This is a genomic window from Collinsella sp. LCP19S3_D3, from assembly GCF_052121455.1.
Classification (GTDB): Bacteria; Actinomycetota; Coriobacteriia; order Coriobacteriales; family Coriobacteriaceae; genus Collinsella.
Window position 1 is genome coordinate 35,341 of record NZ_JBQKEF010000006.1, and the last position, 18,166, is coordinate 53,506.

At 59.4% G+C, this 18,166-nt stretch carries 15 protein-coding genes and 5 tRNA genes; 16 read left to right on the top strand and 4 right to left on the bottom strand.

The window, feature by feature from the left end; genetic code table 11:
• The first annotated feature begins 79 nt into the window (after positions 1-79).
• From gyrB to typA, 9 genes are all read left to right on the top strand, one after another.
• Positions 80-2,110, top strand: coding sequence for a DNA topoisomerase (ATP-hydrolyzing) subunit B (gene gyrB / locus ACTQXM_RS03735; RefSeq protein WP_441537042.1), 2,031 nt, complete (start codon positions 80-82; stop codon positions 2,108-2,110).
• Positions 2,111-2,295: 185 nt separating this feature from the next.
• On the top strand, positions 2,296-5,007 hold the full coding sequence (gene gyrA, locus ACTQXM_RS03740) for a DNA gyrase subunit A (protein WP_441537071.1): 2,712 nt from the start codon (positions 2,296-2,298) through the stop codon (positions 5,005-5,007).
• Positions 5,008-5,307: 300 nt separating this feature from the next.
• Positions 5,308-5,384: transfer RNA gene (locus tag ACTQXM_RS03745), tRNA-Ile, on the top strand.
• Between the two features lie 67 nt (positions 5,385-5,451).
• A tRNA-Ala gene (locus ACTQXM_RS03750) sits at positions 5,452-5,527 on the top strand.
• 4 nt (positions 5,528-5,531) lie between these two features.
• Positions 5,532-5,608 (top strand) — tRNA-Ile (locus ACTQXM_RS03755).
• Positions 5,609-5,865: 257 nt separating this feature from the next.
• A complete protein-coding gene (locus tag ACTQXM_RS03760) occupies positions 5,866-6,366 on the top strand; it encodes a bifunctional nuclease family protein (RefSeq protein WP_441042203.1) in 501 nt (166 codons plus the stop codon).
• Entirely contained in the window at positions 6,367-6,756 is a 390-nt protein-coding gene (locus ACTQXM_RS03765; protein ID WP_441537043.1) for a hypothetical protein, read from the top strand.
• Between the two features lie 30 nt (positions 6,757-6,786).
• Positions 6,787-7,236, top strand: coding sequence for a hypothetical protein (locus ACTQXM_RS03770; RefSeq protein ID WP_154516767.1), 450 nt, complete (start codon positions 6,787-6,789; stop codon positions 7,234-7,236).
• A gap of 117 nt (positions 7,237-7,353) precedes the next feature.
• Entirely contained in the window at positions 7,354-9,192 is a 1,839-nt protein-coding gene (gene typA / locus ACTQXM_RS03775) for a translational GTPase TypA (protein WP_154516764.1), read from the top strand.
• 104 nt (positions 9,193-9,296) lie between these two features.
• Here the strand turns inward: typA and ACTQXM_RS03780 are convergent, their stop codons facing one another.
• The 4 genes from ACTQXM_RS03780 to ACTQXM_RS03795 form a co-directional block, all read right to left on the bottom strand.
• Positions 9,297-10,442 (bottom strand): polymer-forming cytoskeletal protein, encoded by a 1,146-nt coding sequence (locus ACTQXM_RS03780; RefSeq protein ID WP_441537044.1) that lies wholly within the window; start codon positions 10,440-10,442, stop codon positions 9,297-9,299.
• A 184-nt stretch (positions 10,443-10,626) separates the two neighbouring features.
• Positions 10,627-11,316: a trimeric intracellular cation channel family protein gene (locus tag ACTQXM_RS03785; RefSeq protein WP_229770653.1), complete on the bottom strand. Its 690-nt coding sequence runs from the start codon at positions 11,314-11,316 to the stop codon at positions 10,627-10,629.
• Between the two features lie 300 nt (positions 11,317-11,616).
• Positions 11,617-11,707, bottom strand: a tRNA-Ser gene (locus tag ACTQXM_RS03790).
• Between the two features lie 48 nt (positions 11,708-11,755).
• A tRNA-Ser gene (locus ACTQXM_RS03795) sits at positions 11,756-11,846 on the bottom strand.
• 335 nt (positions 11,847-12,181) lie between these two features.
• On the opposite strand from ACTQXM_RS03795, the gene ACTQXM_RS03800 reads away from it, so the two are divergent.
• From ACTQXM_RS03800 to rpsR, 7 genes are all read left to right on the top strand, one after another.
• The gene (locus ACTQXM_RS03800; protein WP_441063254.1) at positions 12,182-13,735 is read left to right on the top strand and encodes a PTS transporter subunit EIIC; all 1,554 of its coding nucleotides are present in this window, start codon (positions 12,182-12,184) and stop codon (positions 13,733-13,735) included.
• A gap of 104 nt (positions 13,736-13,839) precedes the next feature.
• Complete coding sequence (locus ACTQXM_RS03805; RefSeq protein WP_441063252.1) at positions 13,840-15,189, top strand: family 4 glycosyl hydrolase; 1,350 nt, start codon at positions 13,840-13,842, stop codon at positions 15,187-15,189.
• 113 nt (positions 15,190-15,302) lie between these two features.
• Entirely contained in the window at positions 15,303-16,016 is a 714-nt protein-coding gene (locus ACTQXM_RS03810) for a hypothetical protein (RefSeq protein ID WP_441537045.1), read from the top strand.
• A gap of 69 nt (positions 16,017-16,085) precedes the next feature.
• Complete coding sequence (locus tag ACTQXM_RS03815) at positions 16,086-16,652, top strand: hypothetical protein (protein WP_441537046.1); 567 nt, start codon at positions 16,086-16,088, stop codon at positions 16,650-16,652.
• A 376-nt stretch (positions 16,653-17,028) separates the two neighbouring features.
• Positions 17,029-17,322 carry a 30S ribosomal protein S6 gene (gene rpsF, locus ACTQXM_RS03820; protein ID WP_006235831.1) on the top strand — a complete coding sequence of 98 codons (294 nt, stop codon included), beginning with the start codon at positions 17,029-17,031 and terminating at the stop codon, positions 17,320-17,322.
• Between the two features lie 48 nt (positions 17,323-17,370).
• Positions 17,371-17,823, top strand: a complete 453-nt coding sequence (locus ACTQXM_RS03825) for a single-stranded DNA-binding protein (RefSeq protein WP_006235830.1) — start codon at positions 17,371-17,373, stop codon at positions 17,821-17,823.
• Positions 17,824-17,895: 72 nt separating this feature from the next.
• Positions 17,896-18,162, top strand: coding sequence for a 30S ribosomal protein S18 (rpsR, locus tag ACTQXM_RS03830; RefSeq protein WP_006235829.1), 267 nt, complete (start codon positions 17,896-17,898; stop codon positions 18,160-18,162).
• Positions 18,163-18,166: the final 4 nt, after the last annotated feature.

Consider the following 18,166-nt stretch of genomic DNA (forward strand, 5'->3'; position numbering starts at 1 on the left):
CAAATACCCTCGTCTCCGAGGGTATTTTTTACGATAAAATAGTAAGGCTATACAGATTTTCTTAACCGAAGGAGGACGTGTGGCAAACGAAAACGATTACGATGGCGGCGAAATTAAGATCCTCGAGGGTCTCGAAGCCGTCCGTAAGCGCCCGGGCATGTATATCGGCTCGACGAGCGCCAGCGGTCTGCACCACCTGGTGTGGGAGATCGTTGACAACTCCGTCGACGAGGCCATGGCCGGTTTCTGCACCGAGATTCAGGTGACGGTCCACGCCGACAACTCCATTACGGTCGTCGATAACGGGCGCGGCATCCCCGTCGACGAGCACCCTGTCAAAAAGATTCCGACGCTCGAGGTCGTCATGACGATCCTTCACGCCGGCGGTAAGTTCGATAACTCGGCCTATAAGGTTTCCGGCGGTCTGCACGGCGTGGGCATCTCCGTTGTCAACGCCCTGTCCAAGCGCGTGGTCGTACAGGTGCGCCGCGACGGCAATATCTACGAGATGGAATTCTCGCGCGGCAAGACCGTCAAGAAGATGGAGGTCGTGGGCACCTCGGATTCGACGGGCACCACCGTCTCCTTCTGGCCCGACGACGAGATCTTCGAGACCTGCGTCTACGATTTCGATACACTGCACAATCGTCTGCAAGAGACGGCGTTTCTCAACAAGAACCTCAAGATCGTGTTGACTGACGAGCGTGAGGCGGCTCCCCGCGTGGAGGAGTTTTGCTACGAGGGCGGCATCATCGACTTCGTCAAGTTCCTCAACGACGGCAAGGACGTCCCCGAGGCCTTTAAGGAGCCCATCTACATTGAGGGCAAATCGGACCCGGATGCGCCCGTGGCCAAGATGGGCGAGGTCGAGGTGTCCCTGCAGTGGAACGCCGGTTATGGCGAGAACGTCATGTCGTTTGCCAACGACATCTACACCCCCGAGGGCGGCATGCACCTTGAGGGCTTCCGCACCGCCCTCACCCGCGTGATTAACGATTACGCCCGCAAGCAGAACCTGCTTAAGGAGAAAGAGGCCAACCTGAGCGGTGACGACGTGCGCGAGGGTCTCTCGGCCGTCATCTCGGTCAAGCTGCCCGATCCGCAGTTTGAGGGCCAGACCAAGGCCAAGCTCGGTAGTTCCTACATGCGCGCGCTTACGCTCAAGATCGTGGCCGACGGTCTTGCCGACTACCTCGAGGAGCACCCCAAGCCCGCCCGCGAGATCGTCAAGAAGGCGCAGCAGGCCTGCAAGGCCCGCTGCGCCGCCCGCAAGGCGCGCGAGGCGACCCGTCGCAAGAGCCTGCTCGAGACGGCGTCGCTGCCCGGCAAACTCGCCGACTGCTCGGTGCGCGATGCCGAGCTGACCGAGCTCTTCATCGTAGAGGGAGACTCGGCAGGCGGTTCGGCCAAGGACGGCCGCCGCCGAGACATCCAGGCGATTCTGCCCCTGCGCGGCAAGATTCTGAACGTCGAGCGCGTGGGTGACCATCGTGCGTTCTCGAGCGACACCATCCAGTCGCTGATCACCGCGATCGGTTGCGGCGTCACGACGAGCGCCGGCGACGGCGGCGACTTCGATATCACCAAGGCGCGCTACCACAAGATCATCATCATGACCGATGCAGACGTCGACGGTGCGCATATCCGCATCCTGCTGCTGACGTTCTTCTACAAGTACATGCGCCCGCTGATCGATGCCGGCTATGTCTATGTTGCCTGCCCGCCCATCTTTGGCATTAAGGTGCGCAACAAGATCCACTACGTGTATCCCAACGGCCGACAGCCCGAAGACGAGATTCTGCGCGACACCATTCAGAGCCTGGGCCTGAACCCCGACGACAACGACGAGGACGGCAAGGCCAAGGATGGCAAGATCACCAAGAAGCGCAAGGGCTATACCGTCCAGCGCTACAAGGGCCTGGGTGAGATGGACCCCAAGCAGCTTGCCTCGACGACGATGGACCCCAAGACCCGCATTTTGCAGCGCGTGACGATCGAGGATGCCGTGGTGGCGGACCGTGCCGTACGCGAGCTCATGGGTTCCGAGGTGGGCTATCGCCGCGAGTACATTGAAAAGCATGCGCATGACGCACGCTTCTTAGATGCCTAACCTGTTCGGCTTTCCCAGCCACCGCACCTTCGCCCTCAATCGTCGGTTGCGTATCCAAGTACGCTTCCCTCCTCTTTCGGGCGAATCTGCGGCACCTGGAAAAGCCGTCTCCGTGGTAGGGAACTAATGGACCACGCAAACCATGAGGAGGTAACGTGGCAGACGATATCAACAACAACGAGGGTATGGACGAGGCCGGCGACGCCGGTATGCCCGATGATCTGAAGCGCCTGCTCGCCCGCGCCGAGCAGGGCGAGGACGGCGATCCGGATTCCTACAACCCCGATGTCGAGGATGAAGAGGAAGAGGATGACGACGCCGAGCTCGAGGAGAGCTTTGGCGCGGTCGATCGCGGTGCCTCGGCCGGCGAGGACATCAACGGCGGCCAGCTCCAGATTTCGGAGTTTGGCCGCGAGATGAAGCAGTCGTTTATCGAGTACTCGATGTCGGTCATTACGGCACGCGCCCTGCCGGACGTGCGCGACGGCTTAAAGCCGGTGCACCGCCGCATCCTGTACGCCATGAACGAGAGCGGCATCTACCCCAACCGCCCGCACAAGAAGTCGGCCTGGACGGTCGGCGAAGTTATCGGTAAGTACCACCCCCACGGCGACTTCGCGGTCTATGAGACCATGGTTCGTCTGGCGCAGTGGTTCTCCATGCGCACGCCGCTTATCGACGGCCATGGCAACTTTGGCAACATCGACGGCGACGGTGCCGCAGCTATGCGTTACACCGAGAGCCGTCTGGCAAAGCCCGCCATGGAGCTGCTCCGCGACCTGCAGAAGGATACCGTCGACTGGCAGCCCAACTACGACGAGTCGCTCGCCGAGCCCGTGGTACTGCCCGCACGCTTCCCCAACCTGCTGGTTAACGGCAGCCAAGGCATCGCTGTAGGCATGGCCACCAATATCGCCCCGCATAATCTCACCGAGGCGATCGAGGCCACCTGCTACCTGATCGACAACCCCGACGCCACCGTCGACGAGCTCATGCAGATTATGCCCGGCCCGGACTTTCCCACCGGTGCCATCATCATGGGTAGCGCCGGCATTAGGCAGAGCTACGAGACCGGCCGCGGTTCCATCACCGTGCGTGCCAAGGCCCATGTGGAGTCCACCAAGACCGGCCGCAGCCGCCTGGTCTTTACCGAGATTCCCTACATGGTCAACAAGGGCACCCTGCAGGAGAAGATCGCCCAGCTCGTAAACGACAAGCGCATCGAGGGCATCTCGGACATGCGCGACGAGTCCAACCAAAAGGGCATCCGTCTGGTCATTGAGCTCAAGAAGGGCGTTATCCCGCAGGTCGTACTTAACAACCTGTATAAGTACACCTCGCTGCAGACCACCTTTGGTGCCAACAATCTGGCGCTCGTCAATGGCGTTCCTAAATGCCTGAGCCTGCGCGAGATGCTGCAGCACTACATCGACCACCAGGTTGACGTAGTCACCCGCCGCACCCACTTTGACCTTAAAAAGGCCCAGGCCCGTGCACATATCCTTGAGGGCTACCTTATGGCCCTCGACCATATCGACGAGGTCATTAGCATCATTCGCTCCTCGCAAACCGATTCCGAGGCCAGCAGCCGCCTGATCGAGCGTTTTGGCTTTACGCCCGAGCAGACCACGGCCATCCTCGAGATGAAGCTGCGTCGCCTGACCGGCCTGGAGCGCGACAAGATCCAGGAAGAGCTGGACGGCCTGCGCCGTGCTATCGCCTACTACGAGGACCTGCTGACGCACGAGGAGAAGATTCTGGGCGTCATCAAGGAAGAGATGCGCGAGATCTCCAAGAAGTTTGGCGACAAGCGCCGTACCGAGATCAGCCAGGTCGAGAAGGATCTGGACGTCGAGGACCTCATCGCCGACGAGGACATGGTCGTGACCATCACCCACACCGGCTATGTGAAGCGTATCCCGGTGGCCGCTTACCGCGCCCAGAAGCGCGGCGGCAAGGGCGTGTCGGGCGTCAACCTTAAAGAGGACGACGTTATCGACGAGATGTTTATCGCGTCCACCCACGAGTATGTGCTGTTCTTCTCGAGCAAGGGCAAGGTCTACCGTCTGAAGGTGCACGAGCTGCCGGTTGGTACGCGCCAGGCGCGTGGCACCGCAATCGTCAACCTGCTTCCCTTTGAGGAAGGCGAGAAGATCGCGAGCGTCATTAGCTGTCGTAAGTTCCCCGCCGATGAGTACCTGATGTTTGCCACCAAGAACGGCATGGTCAAGAAGACCGTGATGAGCGCCTATGATCGCAGCCGCCGCGATGGCCTAATCGCCATCAACCTGAGGGACGACGACGCGCTGCTCGCCGTGCGCCGAGTACGCGAGGGCGACAAGATTATCATGGCCACCACTGCGGGCAAGGCGATCATGTTCCCCGAGGACCAGGTTCGCGCTACCGGCCGCGACACCAGCGGTGTCCGCGGCATTGGCATGAAGGACGGCGTGAGTGTCCTGGGCATGGAGGTCACCAACGGCGAGGGCGACCTGTTTGTCATTACCGAGTGCGGCTACGGCAAGCGCACGCCGGTCTCGGATTATCCGGAGCAAAACCGCGGCGGCCAGGGTGTCTACACCATCCAAATGACCGAGCGCAAGGGCAACCTTGCGGCCATGAAGGCGGTCGGCCCGCAGCATGAGCTGTTTATCGTGACGGAGGGCGCGACGGTCATTCGCGTCAAGACCGACGAGATCAGCCAGACCGGTCGAACCACGCAGGGTGTCAAGATGATGACCGTAAGCGATGACGACCGCGTGTGCGCCGTTGCCCGCATGACGGCCGCCGAAGAGAAGCCCGAGGTCGAAAGTGCCGAGACCGCAGACGTCACCGAAGAGGCCCCAGTCGACCCAAGCGACGGCAACGACATACCAGAGGATCTCCTAGACGAGTAAGAGGCCCTAGCTGGTAAAAATCATCAGACCCCATATATCGGCGGTCGGCGCGCAGTGCGCCGACCGCTTTTTTGACAATCTTTGAACCCCACGTCGGCCCCGGCTGCCCGGCGGCATGCGAAGTCGATCGCGAGTTCCGCATGAGCCGGAGAGCACTTAATGTGCTCTCCGTGCGAGCAGGACTGTCCGAGCAGGCGACTTCGCATGCCGCCGGGCAGCCGGGGCCGACACCCTTTAAAGATTTTCAAAAAAGTTGTTGACGCGTGCGTAACGACTCGTCTAATATATCCCTTGCGCGATGGACCTGTAGCTCAGTTGGTTAGAGCGTCCGGCTGATAACCGGGAGGTCACAAGTTCGAATCTTGTCAGGTCCACCACTTTCTTTCGCAATAAACACCCCAGCGAGAGCCGAGTCGCCGCTGGGGTGTTTATTACTGTCTCCGTGGGGGTTTAGCTCAGCTGGGAGAGCGCGGGCTTTGCAAGCCTGAGGTCAGGGGTTCGATCCCCCTAACCTCCACCATGATGGACCTGTAGCTCAGTTGGTTAGAGCGTCCGGCTGATAACCGGGAGGTCACAAGTTCGAATCTTGTCAGGTCCACCATCAAAACGTTAAGAGCCCTGGGGCAATGCCTCGGGGCTTTTTTCTTACCCGTTGGAGCAGTTAATTTGGGACGGGGCTTTTTTAGCTACCCTGTTCTGCGCAGCCTCAGTTTCTAGACCTGCCGCTGGGTAGCTAAAAAAGCCCCGTCCCAAATTAACTACTTTGATTTTGTGTGCTGGGCGAAAGATTGGGTAGTATAGCTATTCAATGCGGCGGAGCTGCCGCGCATGCCAATCACAACGTACCGGAGGTGTTCCATGGTTCGTGTCGACATAGAGACCATCGTCATGGCCGCCGGTCCCGTGCCATCGCTGATCGTCTTGCGCGAGCGTTGCCGTAAGTCGGATTCGTCCGCGCCGCTGCGCTCTCTTTCCATCCAGACCGGTTCCTACGAGGCAGCGGCCATCAGCCGCGGTATCGATACCGGCCGCACCGATCGCCCCATCACCCACGATCTTTTGCTCGATACCATCGAAGTGGTGGGAGCAAAGATCGAGCGTATCGAGATCGTGCGCGCCGAGCCGCCGGTGTTCTACGCGACGGTCGTCGTGCACACCGATAGGGGCGAGCATATGCTTGACGCACGACCGAGCGACGCTATCGCCCTTGCCGTGCGCAGCAATGCCCCCATGTTTGTGGAGGACGACATCATGAATCGCTTGGGCACCGTTTCCCCGCTTGCCGACGAGGTTGACGACGAGAGTGAGTTCGAGAAGTTTGACGAGTTTGTCCACACGCTCTCGCCCGATGATTTCTAAATGTCGGTTGAGCACGATGCACGGCGAGCGCTGATGGGTACCAGTGTGTCGACCGAAGCAGCCGCTATCGCGCGTGAGGCCCATATGCGCGTCGAGGCATTTGAGGCCGCGCGCATTGCGTATGTGACGCAGGCTCGCACCCTTCGCGAGCGCCGTGACTCCTATATCAAGATGGTTGTTGTCTCCGCGCTTGCCGCGGTAATCTTGTCGCGGCTTCGTGGTACAGTTGGTGCGCTTGGGTTTTCGATTTCGACGGGCCTGGTGATCTGGGGCGTGGTCGATGCGGTAATGCTGACCAACCAGATCAAGGTGCTCGACAAGCGCGCGGCGGATATGGTTCGCGCCCGTGACGCTGCCGCCAGAATCGCGGCCGAGGCACAGGAGTTATAACGACGCCGAATGCGATGGGAAGGTCAAAAGATGGCACAGGATATGCAGGACGCCGGTAACGTCTCCGCCGAGCTCGACGCCATGGTGTGCGATCTGATCGGTGCGTTTTTGGATGACCTTGCCGCCGGTGAAAACCCGGGCGTTGTCGTGGCGATCGAGGATGCCGCCTCCAACCGCTATCTTGCGGCTCTCGACGAGGACGGTGAGGAGGCATGCCTAGAGGCTGCCACCAACTTTATCTCCGAGCACAAGATGGGTCTCAAGGACGAAGGCCTGGGCCGCATCGCCCGCTATGCCATCGGCTACACCGGCTGTGTGGAGATCGAGGGTGGATATCACGACGCTTTGCTCGTTAGCTTCTTCGAGACCACGCTCGAGAGCGGTTTTTCGGCATATGTGCTGTACGAGGGCATGGGCGCCGGCGATGGTTTTATGTGGAGCGACCCTGAACCTGCAGGTGAGGAAACCCCTCTCATCTAGAATCGCTAAAATAAACGAGTTTTCGGTAAAAGGCTCAATATTCCCGCCGAGCGTTGTGTTGCTGGACGGGTCGCATACGCGTGCCGTTTGTATATAGATAGAAGATAGGGGAACTACATGCGCGTAGACAATCTGAGGAACATCGCCATTATCGCCCACGTCGACCACGGTAAGACGACGATGGTTGACAAGCTCCTGCGTGCCACGGACGCCTTCCGTGCCAACCAGCAGGTCGAGGATCGCGTCCTGGACTCCAACGACCAGGAGCGCGAGCGCGGCATCACGATTCTCGCCAAGAACATCTCTATCGAGTACAAGGACGTTAAGATCAACGTCATCGACACCCCGGGCCACGCCGACTTTGGCGGTGAGGTCGAGCGCGTGCTGCGCATGGCCGACGGCGCCCTGCTGCTGGTCGACGCCTTTGAGGGCCCCATGCCCCAGACCCGCTTTGTCCTACGTCACGCCATCGACACCGGCCTTAAGATCATGATCGTCATCAACAAGATCGACCGTCCGGGCGCCAACCCCGAGAAGGCCTATAACGACTGTCTGGACCTTATGGCCGACCTGGGCGCCACCGACGACCAGCTCGAGTTTGCCATGGAGCACGTGGTCTATGCCAGCGCCATGAATGGCTTTGCCCGCCTTGACCCCAACGACGGCAACATGGACATGTACCCGCTGCTCGACATGATCATCGACGACATGCCCGCGCCCGAGGTTGACGAGACCGCGCCGCTCGCTATGCAGTGCGTGACCATCGACCACTCCAACTTTGTCGGCCGCATCGGCATTGGCCGTGTGTACTCCGGCACCATTCGCCAGGGCGATCAGATCCTGGTCGTCAAGAACGACGGTTCCAGCGCCACCGCTACCGTCAAGCAGCTCTTTACCTTCGACTACCTGGGCCGCACCGAGTGCCAGGAAGTCGGCGCCGGCGACATTGCCGCCGTCGTGGGTATCGAGCGCACCGACATCGGCGATGTCTACACCGATCCCGAGAACCCCGTCGAGCTCGAGCCTATCGAGATCGATCCGCCGACCCTGTCCATCGTCTTCGAGGCTTCGACCTCTCCGCTCGTCGGCCGCGATGGCGATATTGTGGGCGCCCGTCAGCTCAAGGAGCGCCTGTTCAATGAGGCCGAGAACAATGTGACCATGAAGATTGAGGAGCTCGAGGACAAGAGCGGCGTCGAGGTCTCGGGCCGCGGCATTCTGCACCTGTCCGTCCTGATGGAGTCCATGCGTCGCGAGGGCTTTGAGTTCCAGGTCGGCCGTCCCCGCGTTCTGTTTAAGAAGGATGAGAACGGCAACAAGATGGAGCCAGTCGAGCAGGCCGTCGTCGAGTGCCCGGACGAGTACTCGGGCAAGGTCGTCGAGGTCTTTGGCACCTCTGGCGGCATTATGACCAGCATGGACACCTCGGGCATCGTGACGCACCTTGAGTTTAAGATCCCGACCCGCGGCATCATGGGCCTTAAGAACCGCATCATGAACGTCACTCACGGCGAGGGCGTGTTCTATCACACCTTCCTGGAGTACGGTCCTTACGCCGGCGAGATCGGCAACCGTCAGAACGGCGCCATGATCTCCATGACCACCGAGAAGGCCGTTGCCTACGCTCTGGGCACGCTGCAGGAGCGCGGCCAGCTGTTTGTTGAGCCGGGTGTCGAGTGCTACGAGGGCATGATCGTGGGCGAGCGCAGCAAGGCCGGCGACATGGTCGTCAACATCGCCCGTACCAAGAACCTGGGCAACCAGCGTTCCTCGACCTCCGATATCTCCGTGCAGCTGGTGCCGCCTCGCACCTTCTCGCTGGAGGAGGCGCTGGAGTACATCGCCGATGACGAACTGGTGGAGATCACCCCCAAGAACATCCGTCTGCGCAAGCGTCTGCTCAACGCCACCGATCGCAAGAAGGCTGCCGTTCGCGCCGGTCAGGTCAACAAATAAGCGCTGAGCTCTGTAGCATTCACAAGAAAGGGCGTCGACCATCGCGGCCGGCGCCCTTTTTGTACCACCACAAAGAGGAAGGGCACCTTTGCGGTGGTTGGCGGTTAGGCGGAGGGAAGGCCCGGGGTGTTGGGGGCCTGTTGCGGTTTGACGTGGGCGCTGCGCCAGATGATCTGAATGAGATAACCCAGCATAAAGACGAAGGCTACGCCGCTGATAAAGTTGCCCATAAGGGGAAGTGCTGTAAGGGCGCCGGCGATGGCGCCGCCCACGGCGGCCATGGCGTAGCGGTTCTGGCTGTGCCCGACCATGCGTGCGACCGCGGTGCCCGCAAAGGCCGCAGAGACCAGGGCGATGCCGATGACGCCGCACATCAGGGCTCCGGCGAGCGACAGGCCGGCAATCGAGATGATGAGCAGCAAGATGGCGGGAGCGGCGGCTACCGTGCCCAAAAGACCGCTCACCCACAGCGGGGCGGGGTGCTGGTGAAGCATGCCGGCCGCGCTGGCTGTCGCACGCGGAAAGACGAGCTCAAGGAGAATCGCGACAAAGCAGGTGGAAAGAGCTGCGGCAACGATGCCGCCGATGACGTCGTTGATGGTGGAGGTATCCTCGTTCTCGGTGCGGTCGATCTTGAGGGCTCCCACTTTGGCGCCGTCGGCGCGTTCGGGGTCCTGTGAGACATGAGCGTTTACGGTGCCGGTGATGTTGGCGTTTTTGCCGAGCACCAGCTTGTCGGCCCAGACCTCAACATCGCCATCGACAGTGCCGTCGATGGTTACCGTACTGCCCGCGAGCACTGCCGACTTGGCGGAGCCGCGCAGGGCAACCGTCTCACCTGCGGCATAGAAGCAATTGGCGGTACTGCCGGAGTTAAGTACGACGTGCTGAGCGGCAACTGTCACGCTTCCATCAATGGTGGTCTTGGCGATATCGATGGTGCGCGCCGCCAGGCGAACGGCGCCGCCTACGGTGCAGTCGCGAATCGACAGGCTTTCGCCGGCGGCGATGATATCGCGGTCGATGGACGCGTCGTCCAGGCTAAGGATTTGACCGGCCCAGTACAGATCGCCCCCGACGCCGGATGGACTGGAATCCCCGTTGGACACGAAAACATTGCCCGCGGTGTCGGTGCCGGCGAATGCCATGGAAGGCAGCGCGGTAAACGCCAGCGCGATAAGCGCGAAGGCCATAATGAGGTGTCCGCGCATGTTGTGACGTTGTGCCGCCGCGGGTTGGTTGTGAGGCATGGTGAATCCTTTGCTTGGTGATTTGCATACGCCCAATATGGTACCCATTGCGCCTTCGCTCTAAAAGAAACTCGCGGTTGCAGTATTCTGCATGGGCAATTGCCTACGTAAGGCGTCGTGGGATATCGGGCCTGCGGCCGGTTGTAGATAGGCTGTCACCTTGCGATGGGCCGGGCCGTGCTATCTATTTTTTACGATGTAGGAAACGCGCGATATCGTCCTCGGTGGGGCTTTTGATGTCAAAGCGCAGCGAGAGCCAGCGCAGGCCCATGGTCACTGCGACGCAAACGACCAGCGCGACGACATTGCTGACCAAGCCGCTCATGACAAGGCAAACATAGCTTGCCGATCCAGCGATAGCCGCGATGGCATAGAAGTTGGTGCGCTGGAAAATACCCGGCACCACGCCCATAAAACCATCGCGCAGCATGCCGCCGCCTACCGCGGTAAAAAAGCCCATCATGATGCACACGACCGGTGCAAATCCGTACACGAGCGCCTTATCTGCGCCGGTTGCCGCATAAATACCCACCGAGATGATGTCGAGCAGGGGGATGAGCTTGTCGGGCTTGTCGACGATGGCAGGGAAGATGTAGATGATGGCCGCCGTGGCGATGGACAGCGGCAGCGCCATGGGCTGGTTAAGGATGTAGACGTTGCCCACCTGGAGCGTCATATCGCGCAAAAGACCGCCGCCCAGACCGCAGACCACGGCGAGCGCGACGGCGCCTACCAGATCGAGTTTGTGCTCGCGCGCAACCAGTACACCCGAAATCGACGCCGCGACGACAGCGAACATCTCGAGCCAAAACGGGATGGCAACCATGGCATCCGAGGCGTGTGCGGTAACGATTACAGTGGCGATGACGGGCAAGGTGGGTTCCTTTGGGTAGTTGGATTGGAAAATGCCCGTACATAGTACATGGTTGTGGGAGGTCGTGACCCCATTGCTCGGTAAACGGTCGGAACTGGGCGCGGTCACAGGTTCCAAACATGTACATCAGCATCCAAAAACGACATTTTTTGACATCTTTGGAGGGTGATGTACATGTTTGGAGATCTGGGTTGGTGTTGAATGCCCCGGCCGGTTCGAACCCCTCCTCCGCCGCCGTATTTGTCTGTAAGGGATTCAAAACAAAAAAGCTCCCTTTGTTGGGAGCTTTCTCAACCAAAATGGCGGAGGAGGAGGGATTCGAACCCTCGTGACCTTATACAGGCCAAACGGTTTTCGAGACCGCCGCATTCAACCACTCTGCCACCCCTCCGCGTGGGGTAAAAACAAAGCAGGCACAAAGGCCTGCTTTGGAATTAACTGGCGGAGAGTCAGGGATTTGAACCCTGGAGACGCTTTTGACGCCTACACGATTTCCAATCGTGCTCCTTCGGCCACTCGGACAACTCTCCGTTAAATGCGGGATTCATTGTACATGAAGTTTGGGGTTTGGCAAATAAAAATCTTCGGATAGCAAAAATTGCCTCCGTCTTGGCCTTGGTGCCCGGCGGGGCCTGGATGAATCGACTCTCGCGGCCGTCGACACCGCGGTTGCGGGGCGAGCGGGCGTTTTGCGCCCACGGCCGGCTTAAAAGTGGGACAAAGGTCGAGATAGCTGGGACAAATACACGAGATCGACCTGGCGTTAAAACGAGAAGTGCGCGCCCGTATTCTAAATGGCAGCTGCAGTGGCAAAGGTTTAAGCCTTTGCAAATATCGGTTGATTCAAATCATATTTAGGGAGGATATGGTGAAAATCGATATCCAAGGAGCGATGAAGCGCTTCTCGGGCGCAATCATCAAGCCGGTCATGTTTCTCGCTGTTGCCGGCATCCTGCTCGCCTTCAGCGTCATTCTCAAAATGGACGGTATGCCCGCCCCGCTCAACGTTCTCGGTCAGCTTCTGTACAATTGCGTCAACTCGGGCGTCGTGGGAAACCTCGGTCTGATCTTTTGCATCGGCCTCACGTGCGCCTTGGCCAATAAGAAGAAGGGCGATGCGGCCGTGATTGCGGCGTCGACGTTCCTGATTTTCCTGTTTGCCAACAATTTCTGGCTCACCCAGAACAACATGCTGGTGGATGCCACCAACGGCCTCTATGGTACCGGCCAAGGCATGGTCCTTGGCGTGCAGGTGGTCGATATGGGCGTGTTTATCGGCATTATTCTGGGCTGCATCAACGGCTGGGCGTTTAACAAGTTCTGCGATGTCAAATTCCCCGAGGTCATCAGCACCTATGGCGGCACCCGCTTTGTCTTTCTCATCACGCTCGTGATTGCGATCGTGCTCGGCGTTGCGATGTGCTATGTGTGGCCGGTCGTCAATGGCTGGATCAACAGCCTGCAGAGCTTCATGTATTCCGCCAGTTACGCCGGTCAGTGGGTCTACGGTTTCCTCAACAAGCTCCTGATCCCCACAGGTATGCACCACCTGCTCTGGATGCCCTTTATGTACTCCGCCGTGGGCGGCACCGCTCAGATCGCCGGCGAGGCTGTCTCTGGCTCTTACAACATCTTTATGGCCGAGCTTGGCAACACCGCATCTATCACCGCCATGGATCCCTCCATCAGGTTCAGCCTGCTCGGTTTTGGCAAGTGGTTTGGCACCATCGGCACGGTCCTCGCCTTTATCAGCGTGGCCAAGCCCGAGCACCGTTCGCAGGTTCGCGCCATGCTCGTTCCGGCCGCCCTTGTGGCTATCCTTGCCGGTATCACCGAGCCGTTCGAGTTCATGTATCTCTGGGCCTCGCCGATTCTCTTTGTGGTCAACGCAGCGCTCGACGGCCTGTTCCAGTGCATCCTGTTCGCAACCGGGTGGCGCGCGCTGCTTACCGGCTTCATCGAGACGGTTCCCGGCCTGATCGCCCTTCCTGCGGACCTCTCCCACTGGTTTGTAATCATTCCTGTCGGCGCAATTGCAATCCTCGTGTGGTTCGTTGTCTTCCGCTTCCTGATTCTCAAGCTCAACCTCGTCACGCCGGGCCGCGAGGACGATTTTGGCAGCGATGTCTCGGGCGAGATCGGCTCTGGTGAGCAGTCCTCGGCCGTCTCTGCGGAGGATGTCCAGACGCTTATCGAGGGCTTTGGCGGTCCCGCCAACATCAAGCGCGTCATGAACTGCTTCACTCGCTTGCGCGTTGACGTCAACGACATGGGCCTTGTCGACAAGGACACTCTCAACAAGGTGCAGAACAGCGGTATCGTCGAGGGTGGTCCCAACAATATCCAGGTCGTCGTGGGCATGAAGGTCCAGGAGGTTGCGGACGCCGTCAACCACGCGCTCGGCCGTGAAGGGGATTAATCCCTCTCATAGAGCCTAGGTCCTATACGCGGACCTCTCAAGTTAGTCGGTCCGGGGTGGGGCCAAGGCTTCACCCCGACTTAATCAAGATTAAGGAGAACATCATGGAAGACAAAAAGTTCACGGTCTGTATCGTCGGAGGCGGCTCTCGCTATACGCCGGGTATCCTTAAGATGCTCGTGGCCGAGCAGGAGCGTTTTCCCCTGTCCAAGGTCGTTCTGTACGATAACGAATACGATCGCCAGGCCAAGGTGGGCGAGTACGGCCGCCTGCTGATGAATGAGTACTATCCCGGCTGCGAGGTTATTGACACCACCGATCCCGAGGTAGCTTTTACCGATATCGACTTTGCCTTTATGCAGATTCGCGCCGGTCGCATGAAGATGCGTCGCTCCGACGAGCACATCGCCCTTAAGCACGGCTGCATCGGCCAGGAGACCTGCGGCGCCGGCGGCTTTGCTTACGGCATGCGCTCCATCCCCGCTGTCTGCGACATCATCAAGAACATCCGCAAGTACTCCCCCGAGGCCTGGGTGCTCAACTACTCCAACCCGGCGGCCATTGTCGCCGAGGCTACCAAGCGCGTCTTCCCCGGCGACAAGCGCGTCATCAATATCTGCGATATGCCCGTAGGCATCATGAACCAGTACGCAGACGCTCTCGGCGTGCCCCGCAACTCCATCGAGCCGCGTTACTTCGGGCTGAACCACTATGGCTGGTTCACGGCAGTGCTCGACAAGGAGACCGGCGAGGATTACCTGCCGCGCCTGCGCGAGATCTTCTCTGAGGACCTTCCCGAGGAGGCCTTCAGCGAGCTCGATGCCAGCTGGTCGGCAACCTTCCACTTTATGCGCAAGATGGTCCGCGAGTGCAGCGACGGTATGCTTCCCAACACCTACCTCCAGTACTATCTGTACAATCAGCATATGCTTGCCGAGGAAAACCCCGACTACACCCGCGCTGATGAGGTCATGAACGGTCACGAGAAGATGATCTTCGAGATGATTGACGAGGTTATCGCCAACGGCAAGTTTGAGGGTACCAAGTACGCCTTTACGCTTGAAAGTCTCAAGGACGACGACCACGCCACCTATATCGTCGACCTCGCCTACGCCCTCGCCCACAACACGCACGATGTGTTCCTGTGCATGACCGAGAACAACGGCATCATCCCCAATTTCTCCGAGGGCGCCATGGTCGAGGTTCCCTGCATCGCCGGCACCAACGGCCTCGAGCCGCTTAACGTGGGCGAGATCCCGGCCTTCCAGAAAGGCCTGCTTGAGAACCAGTTTGCTTACGAGAAGCTGACGGCCGATGCTGCACTCGAGGGGAGCTACCGCAAAGCCCTCGACGCGCTGACGCTCAACCGCCTGGTTAACGACACGGATAAGGCCCGCGCCCTGCTCGATGACTACATCGCGGCAAACAAGGAGTACTGGCCCGAGCTTAAGTAGTCAAATAGGACGTCAAATAGGACGTCTTATCGAGATGTGCGTTATGATGCGGCTCTATTCCTTTGTGGATGGAGCCGCTTTTTGGCGTTTCGGAGTGCAAAAGAGGTGTTGTTGTGGTTCATCTTTCTGAGCTCGAGCGGGCGGTGTTTCGCCATATCTCGCAACATGTCGCGCAAAACGAGGAGATTACGCTCACAGAGCTCGCTGAGGAGTGCCATGTGGCAAAAGGGACTGTTATCAAGGCGGTTCAAAAGCTCGGATATCGCGGTTTCAACGACTTTGCCTGCAACGTGCGCCTCAACGCCCAGTCGAGCGACACCCTGCTGCTCCCCCGGCGCATCGTCGAGGGAGATGCCGACGCGCAGGCGGGGAGCCTGGCGCATGTGTTTCTCGCGTGCCGGGGCAAGGGCAACTTCATCTTCTCGGGGGACCGCCGGTGCGCAGCGCTCATCGCCTCGTATATGAGCCGCAAGCTCGCTTCGTTTGGATTATCGGTTCCTCCGTCCTACGACTATGCCATGGCGGACCCCTGTGGTCTGGAGCCCGGGGTGGCCTTTTTCTACTTTCACAAAGAGCTGCCGGGACGAGAGGGGCGAGGACAGGTGGACGATTACGGCAAAGGCATGCTCTCTGCCGCGCGGAGGGCAGGCTTCTTTATCGTGGTGGTCTCGGACGATAGGCGCCGCGCCAGCGACACCGATGCCGATATGGTCGTCCCGATTGCGCAAAATGACGGCCTCGAGACGGACATGTTCGTTTCTCGAGTGATCGTACTGCTCGAGAAGGCATTTGCCGTCTACTCGGGGCTCAGTAGGGGGCTGGCTTAGATGAAGGCAAATGAGAGCAGGGTGTACGAATACGTACGGTCGAGGGCTCGACTGGGAAAGAGGCCCACGGTGCGCGAGACAGCGGAGGCGACGGGTGTCGCCCGCTCGACGGTCGCGCGCGCTGCGGTGAGCTTGGGCTATGCGAGCTGGAGCGACTTCACGGAGCAGCTGAGGCACTACCACGGCTCGGGGGAGTCTGTGGGGGCGTTGGCTGAGAGCGTGGAGATGGTCGTTTCGGTTCTTAAGCGCCATGCTGGACAGACGGTCCTCATCGATTCGGTGGGCGATGTCGAGATCTGTCTCGAATATATGCTCATCCGCTTGGGCGAGCTGGGGATATCGGCGATGCCGTATGGGCATGGCGTGGCGGATGCGATGAGCGATGGTGTGCTTTTGGTCTTGAATGAGAGCGGAATGGCCCTGTTTCCGTCGTGCGTCCACGCTGCCGAGCTCGGATACGAGATCATTGCGATCACGGCGAGCCACGACACGCCTATCTCGAAGCTCGCCGGGGTCAACGTCGTGATCAAGAACAACAAGTCGAGCAACGCCGATTACAAGCCTAATTACTTCACCGCCGGAGTCCTGGCATATCTCGAGCGCGTGCTGGCTGAATACGCAAGGGGGGTGGACTGACGGGTGCGATGCCGAGATGCCCGCCCAAACAGGGGTTCTATCTGCTCCAAATACTTAAGTTCCGGTGGATTTTGTGTGCGCGGAGAGCCACTGGTGTGCATTTTGCGACCGCAGCCATGCTGCGAGCGACTTGCGGTTATCTGGCAGAAAGTCGGCATGTACCCGCCCTTGTCCTCAAATCCGTCAAGCTCTTGGCCAGCATTTGGTTGGAATACGCAAGAAAGGCCGTGCGAGTATGGACATATGTGGAGGTCATGAGGTTGTAGCTGCATATTCTTGCAGCCTGGGAGGTTGAAAGATACTATTACCAAGTCTTTTCCTGCTTCAGGCGCACCTTCACGACCTGAAGCCACATTTGTCCAGAGGAGGTGACAATATGAAGGCTTATGAACTGCTGTTCTTTGTTGACCCGTCGCTCGACCCCGAGACTCGTCTCGCTGTTATGAAGCGTATCGATACCACGATCGCTGAGGGCGCTGGCAAGGTCGACTCCGTTGACGAGTGGGGCAAGCGCAAGCTCGCCTACGAGATCAACGACCTCACCGATGGTGACTACACCCTCATCAACTTCCACGCAGATCCTACCCAGATCGCCGAGCTTGATCGCGTCCTGCGCATCACCGACGCTGTGGTCCGCCACATGATCGTCCGTCGCGACGACCAGGAGTAAGACTGTCGTTTTGGACTGGGCTTGTGCCCCAAGAGGAAGTAGTGAGTAATGAGCATCAATCGAGTGAACATCACCGGTAACCTCACCCGCGATCCCGAGCTGCGCGCCACTGCCGGCGGAACCCAGGTTCTGTCCTTTGGCGTCGCCGTGAACGATCGCCGCCGCAATGCGCAGACTGGCGAGTGGGAGGACTATCCCAACTTTGTCGACTGCACTATGTTCGGCACCCGCGCCGAGGCCGTGAGCCGTTTCCTGGCAAAGGGAAACAAGGTCGCGATCGAGGGCAAGCTGCGCTACAGCTCTTGGGAGCGCGACGGTCAGCGCAGGAGCAAGCTTGAGGTCATCGTCGATGAGATCGAGTTTATGAGCTCCCGTGGTGGCCAGGGTGGCTACGATCAGGGCGGTTACGCCCCCGCAGCTCCCGCGCCCGCAGCACGTCCTGCCGCACCGGTGGCTACGCCGCCCGCGGTCGACGTCTACGATGAGGACATCCCGTTTTAAGGGTTGTTCACCTATTTTTGAGTGAGAGGCGGCTTCGGTTCGCCGAAGTTGCCAAATGAAAGGTATTTTGACATGGCTAATGATTTTTCTGCACGTCAGCCGCGTCGTAAGTACTGCCAGTTCTGCAAGGAGAACACTGAGTTCATCGACTATAAGGACACTCAGCTTCTCCGTAAGTACATGACCGACCGTGGCAAGATCAAGCCCCGTCGCGTCACTGGCGCTTGCACGCAGCATCAGCATGACATCGCCAACGCCATCAAGCGTGCCCGCGAGATGGCTCTCCTGCCGTACACCGTCCCCGTGGTTTCCTCTCGTGGCAACCGCGACCGCGGCTAAGAAG

Coding starts and splice junctions, on each gene's coding strand:
- ACTQXM_RS03765 (WP_441537043.1), top strand. CDS start 6,367: ATGTCGGTTGAGCACGATGCACGGCGAGCGCTGATGGGTACCAGTGTG.
- rpsF (WP_006235831.1), top strand. CDS start 17,029: ATGAAGGCTTATGAACTGCTGTTCTTTGTTGACCCGTCGCTCGACCCC.
- ACTQXM_RS03760 (WP_441042203.1), top strand. CDS start 5,866: ATGGTTCGTGTCGACATAGAGACCATCGTCATGGCCGCCGGTCCCGTG.
- ACTQXM_RS03770 (WP_154516767.1), top strand. CDS start 6,787: ATGGCACAGGATATGCAGGACGCCGGTAACGTCTCCGCCGAGCTCGAC.
- typA (WP_154516764.1), top strand. CDS start 7,354: ATGCGCGTAGACAATCTGAGGAACATCGCCATTATCGCCCACGTCGAC.
- ACTQXM_RS03805 (WP_441063252.1), top strand. CDS start 13,840: ATGGAAGACAAAAAGTTCACGGTCTGTATCGTCGGAGGCGGCTCTCGC.
- ACTQXM_RS03780 (WP_441537044.1), bottom strand. CDS start 10,442: ATGCCTCACAACCAACCCGCGGCGGCACAACGTCACAACATGCGCGGA.
- rpsR (WP_006235829.1), top strand. CDS start 17,896: ATGGCTAATGATTTTTCTGCACGTCAGCCGCGTCGTAAGTACTGCCAG.
- gyrA (WP_441537071.1), top strand. CDS start 2,296: ATGGACGAGGCCGGCGACGCCGGTATGCCCGATGATCTGAAGCGCCTG.
- ACTQXM_RS03825 (WP_006235830.1), top strand. CDS start 17,371: ATGAGCATCAATCGAGTGAACATCACCGGTAACCTCACCCGCGATCCC.
- ACTQXM_RS03800 (WP_441063254.1), top strand. CDS start 12,182: ATGGTGAAAATCGATATCCAAGGAGCGATGAAGCGCTTCTCGGGCGCA.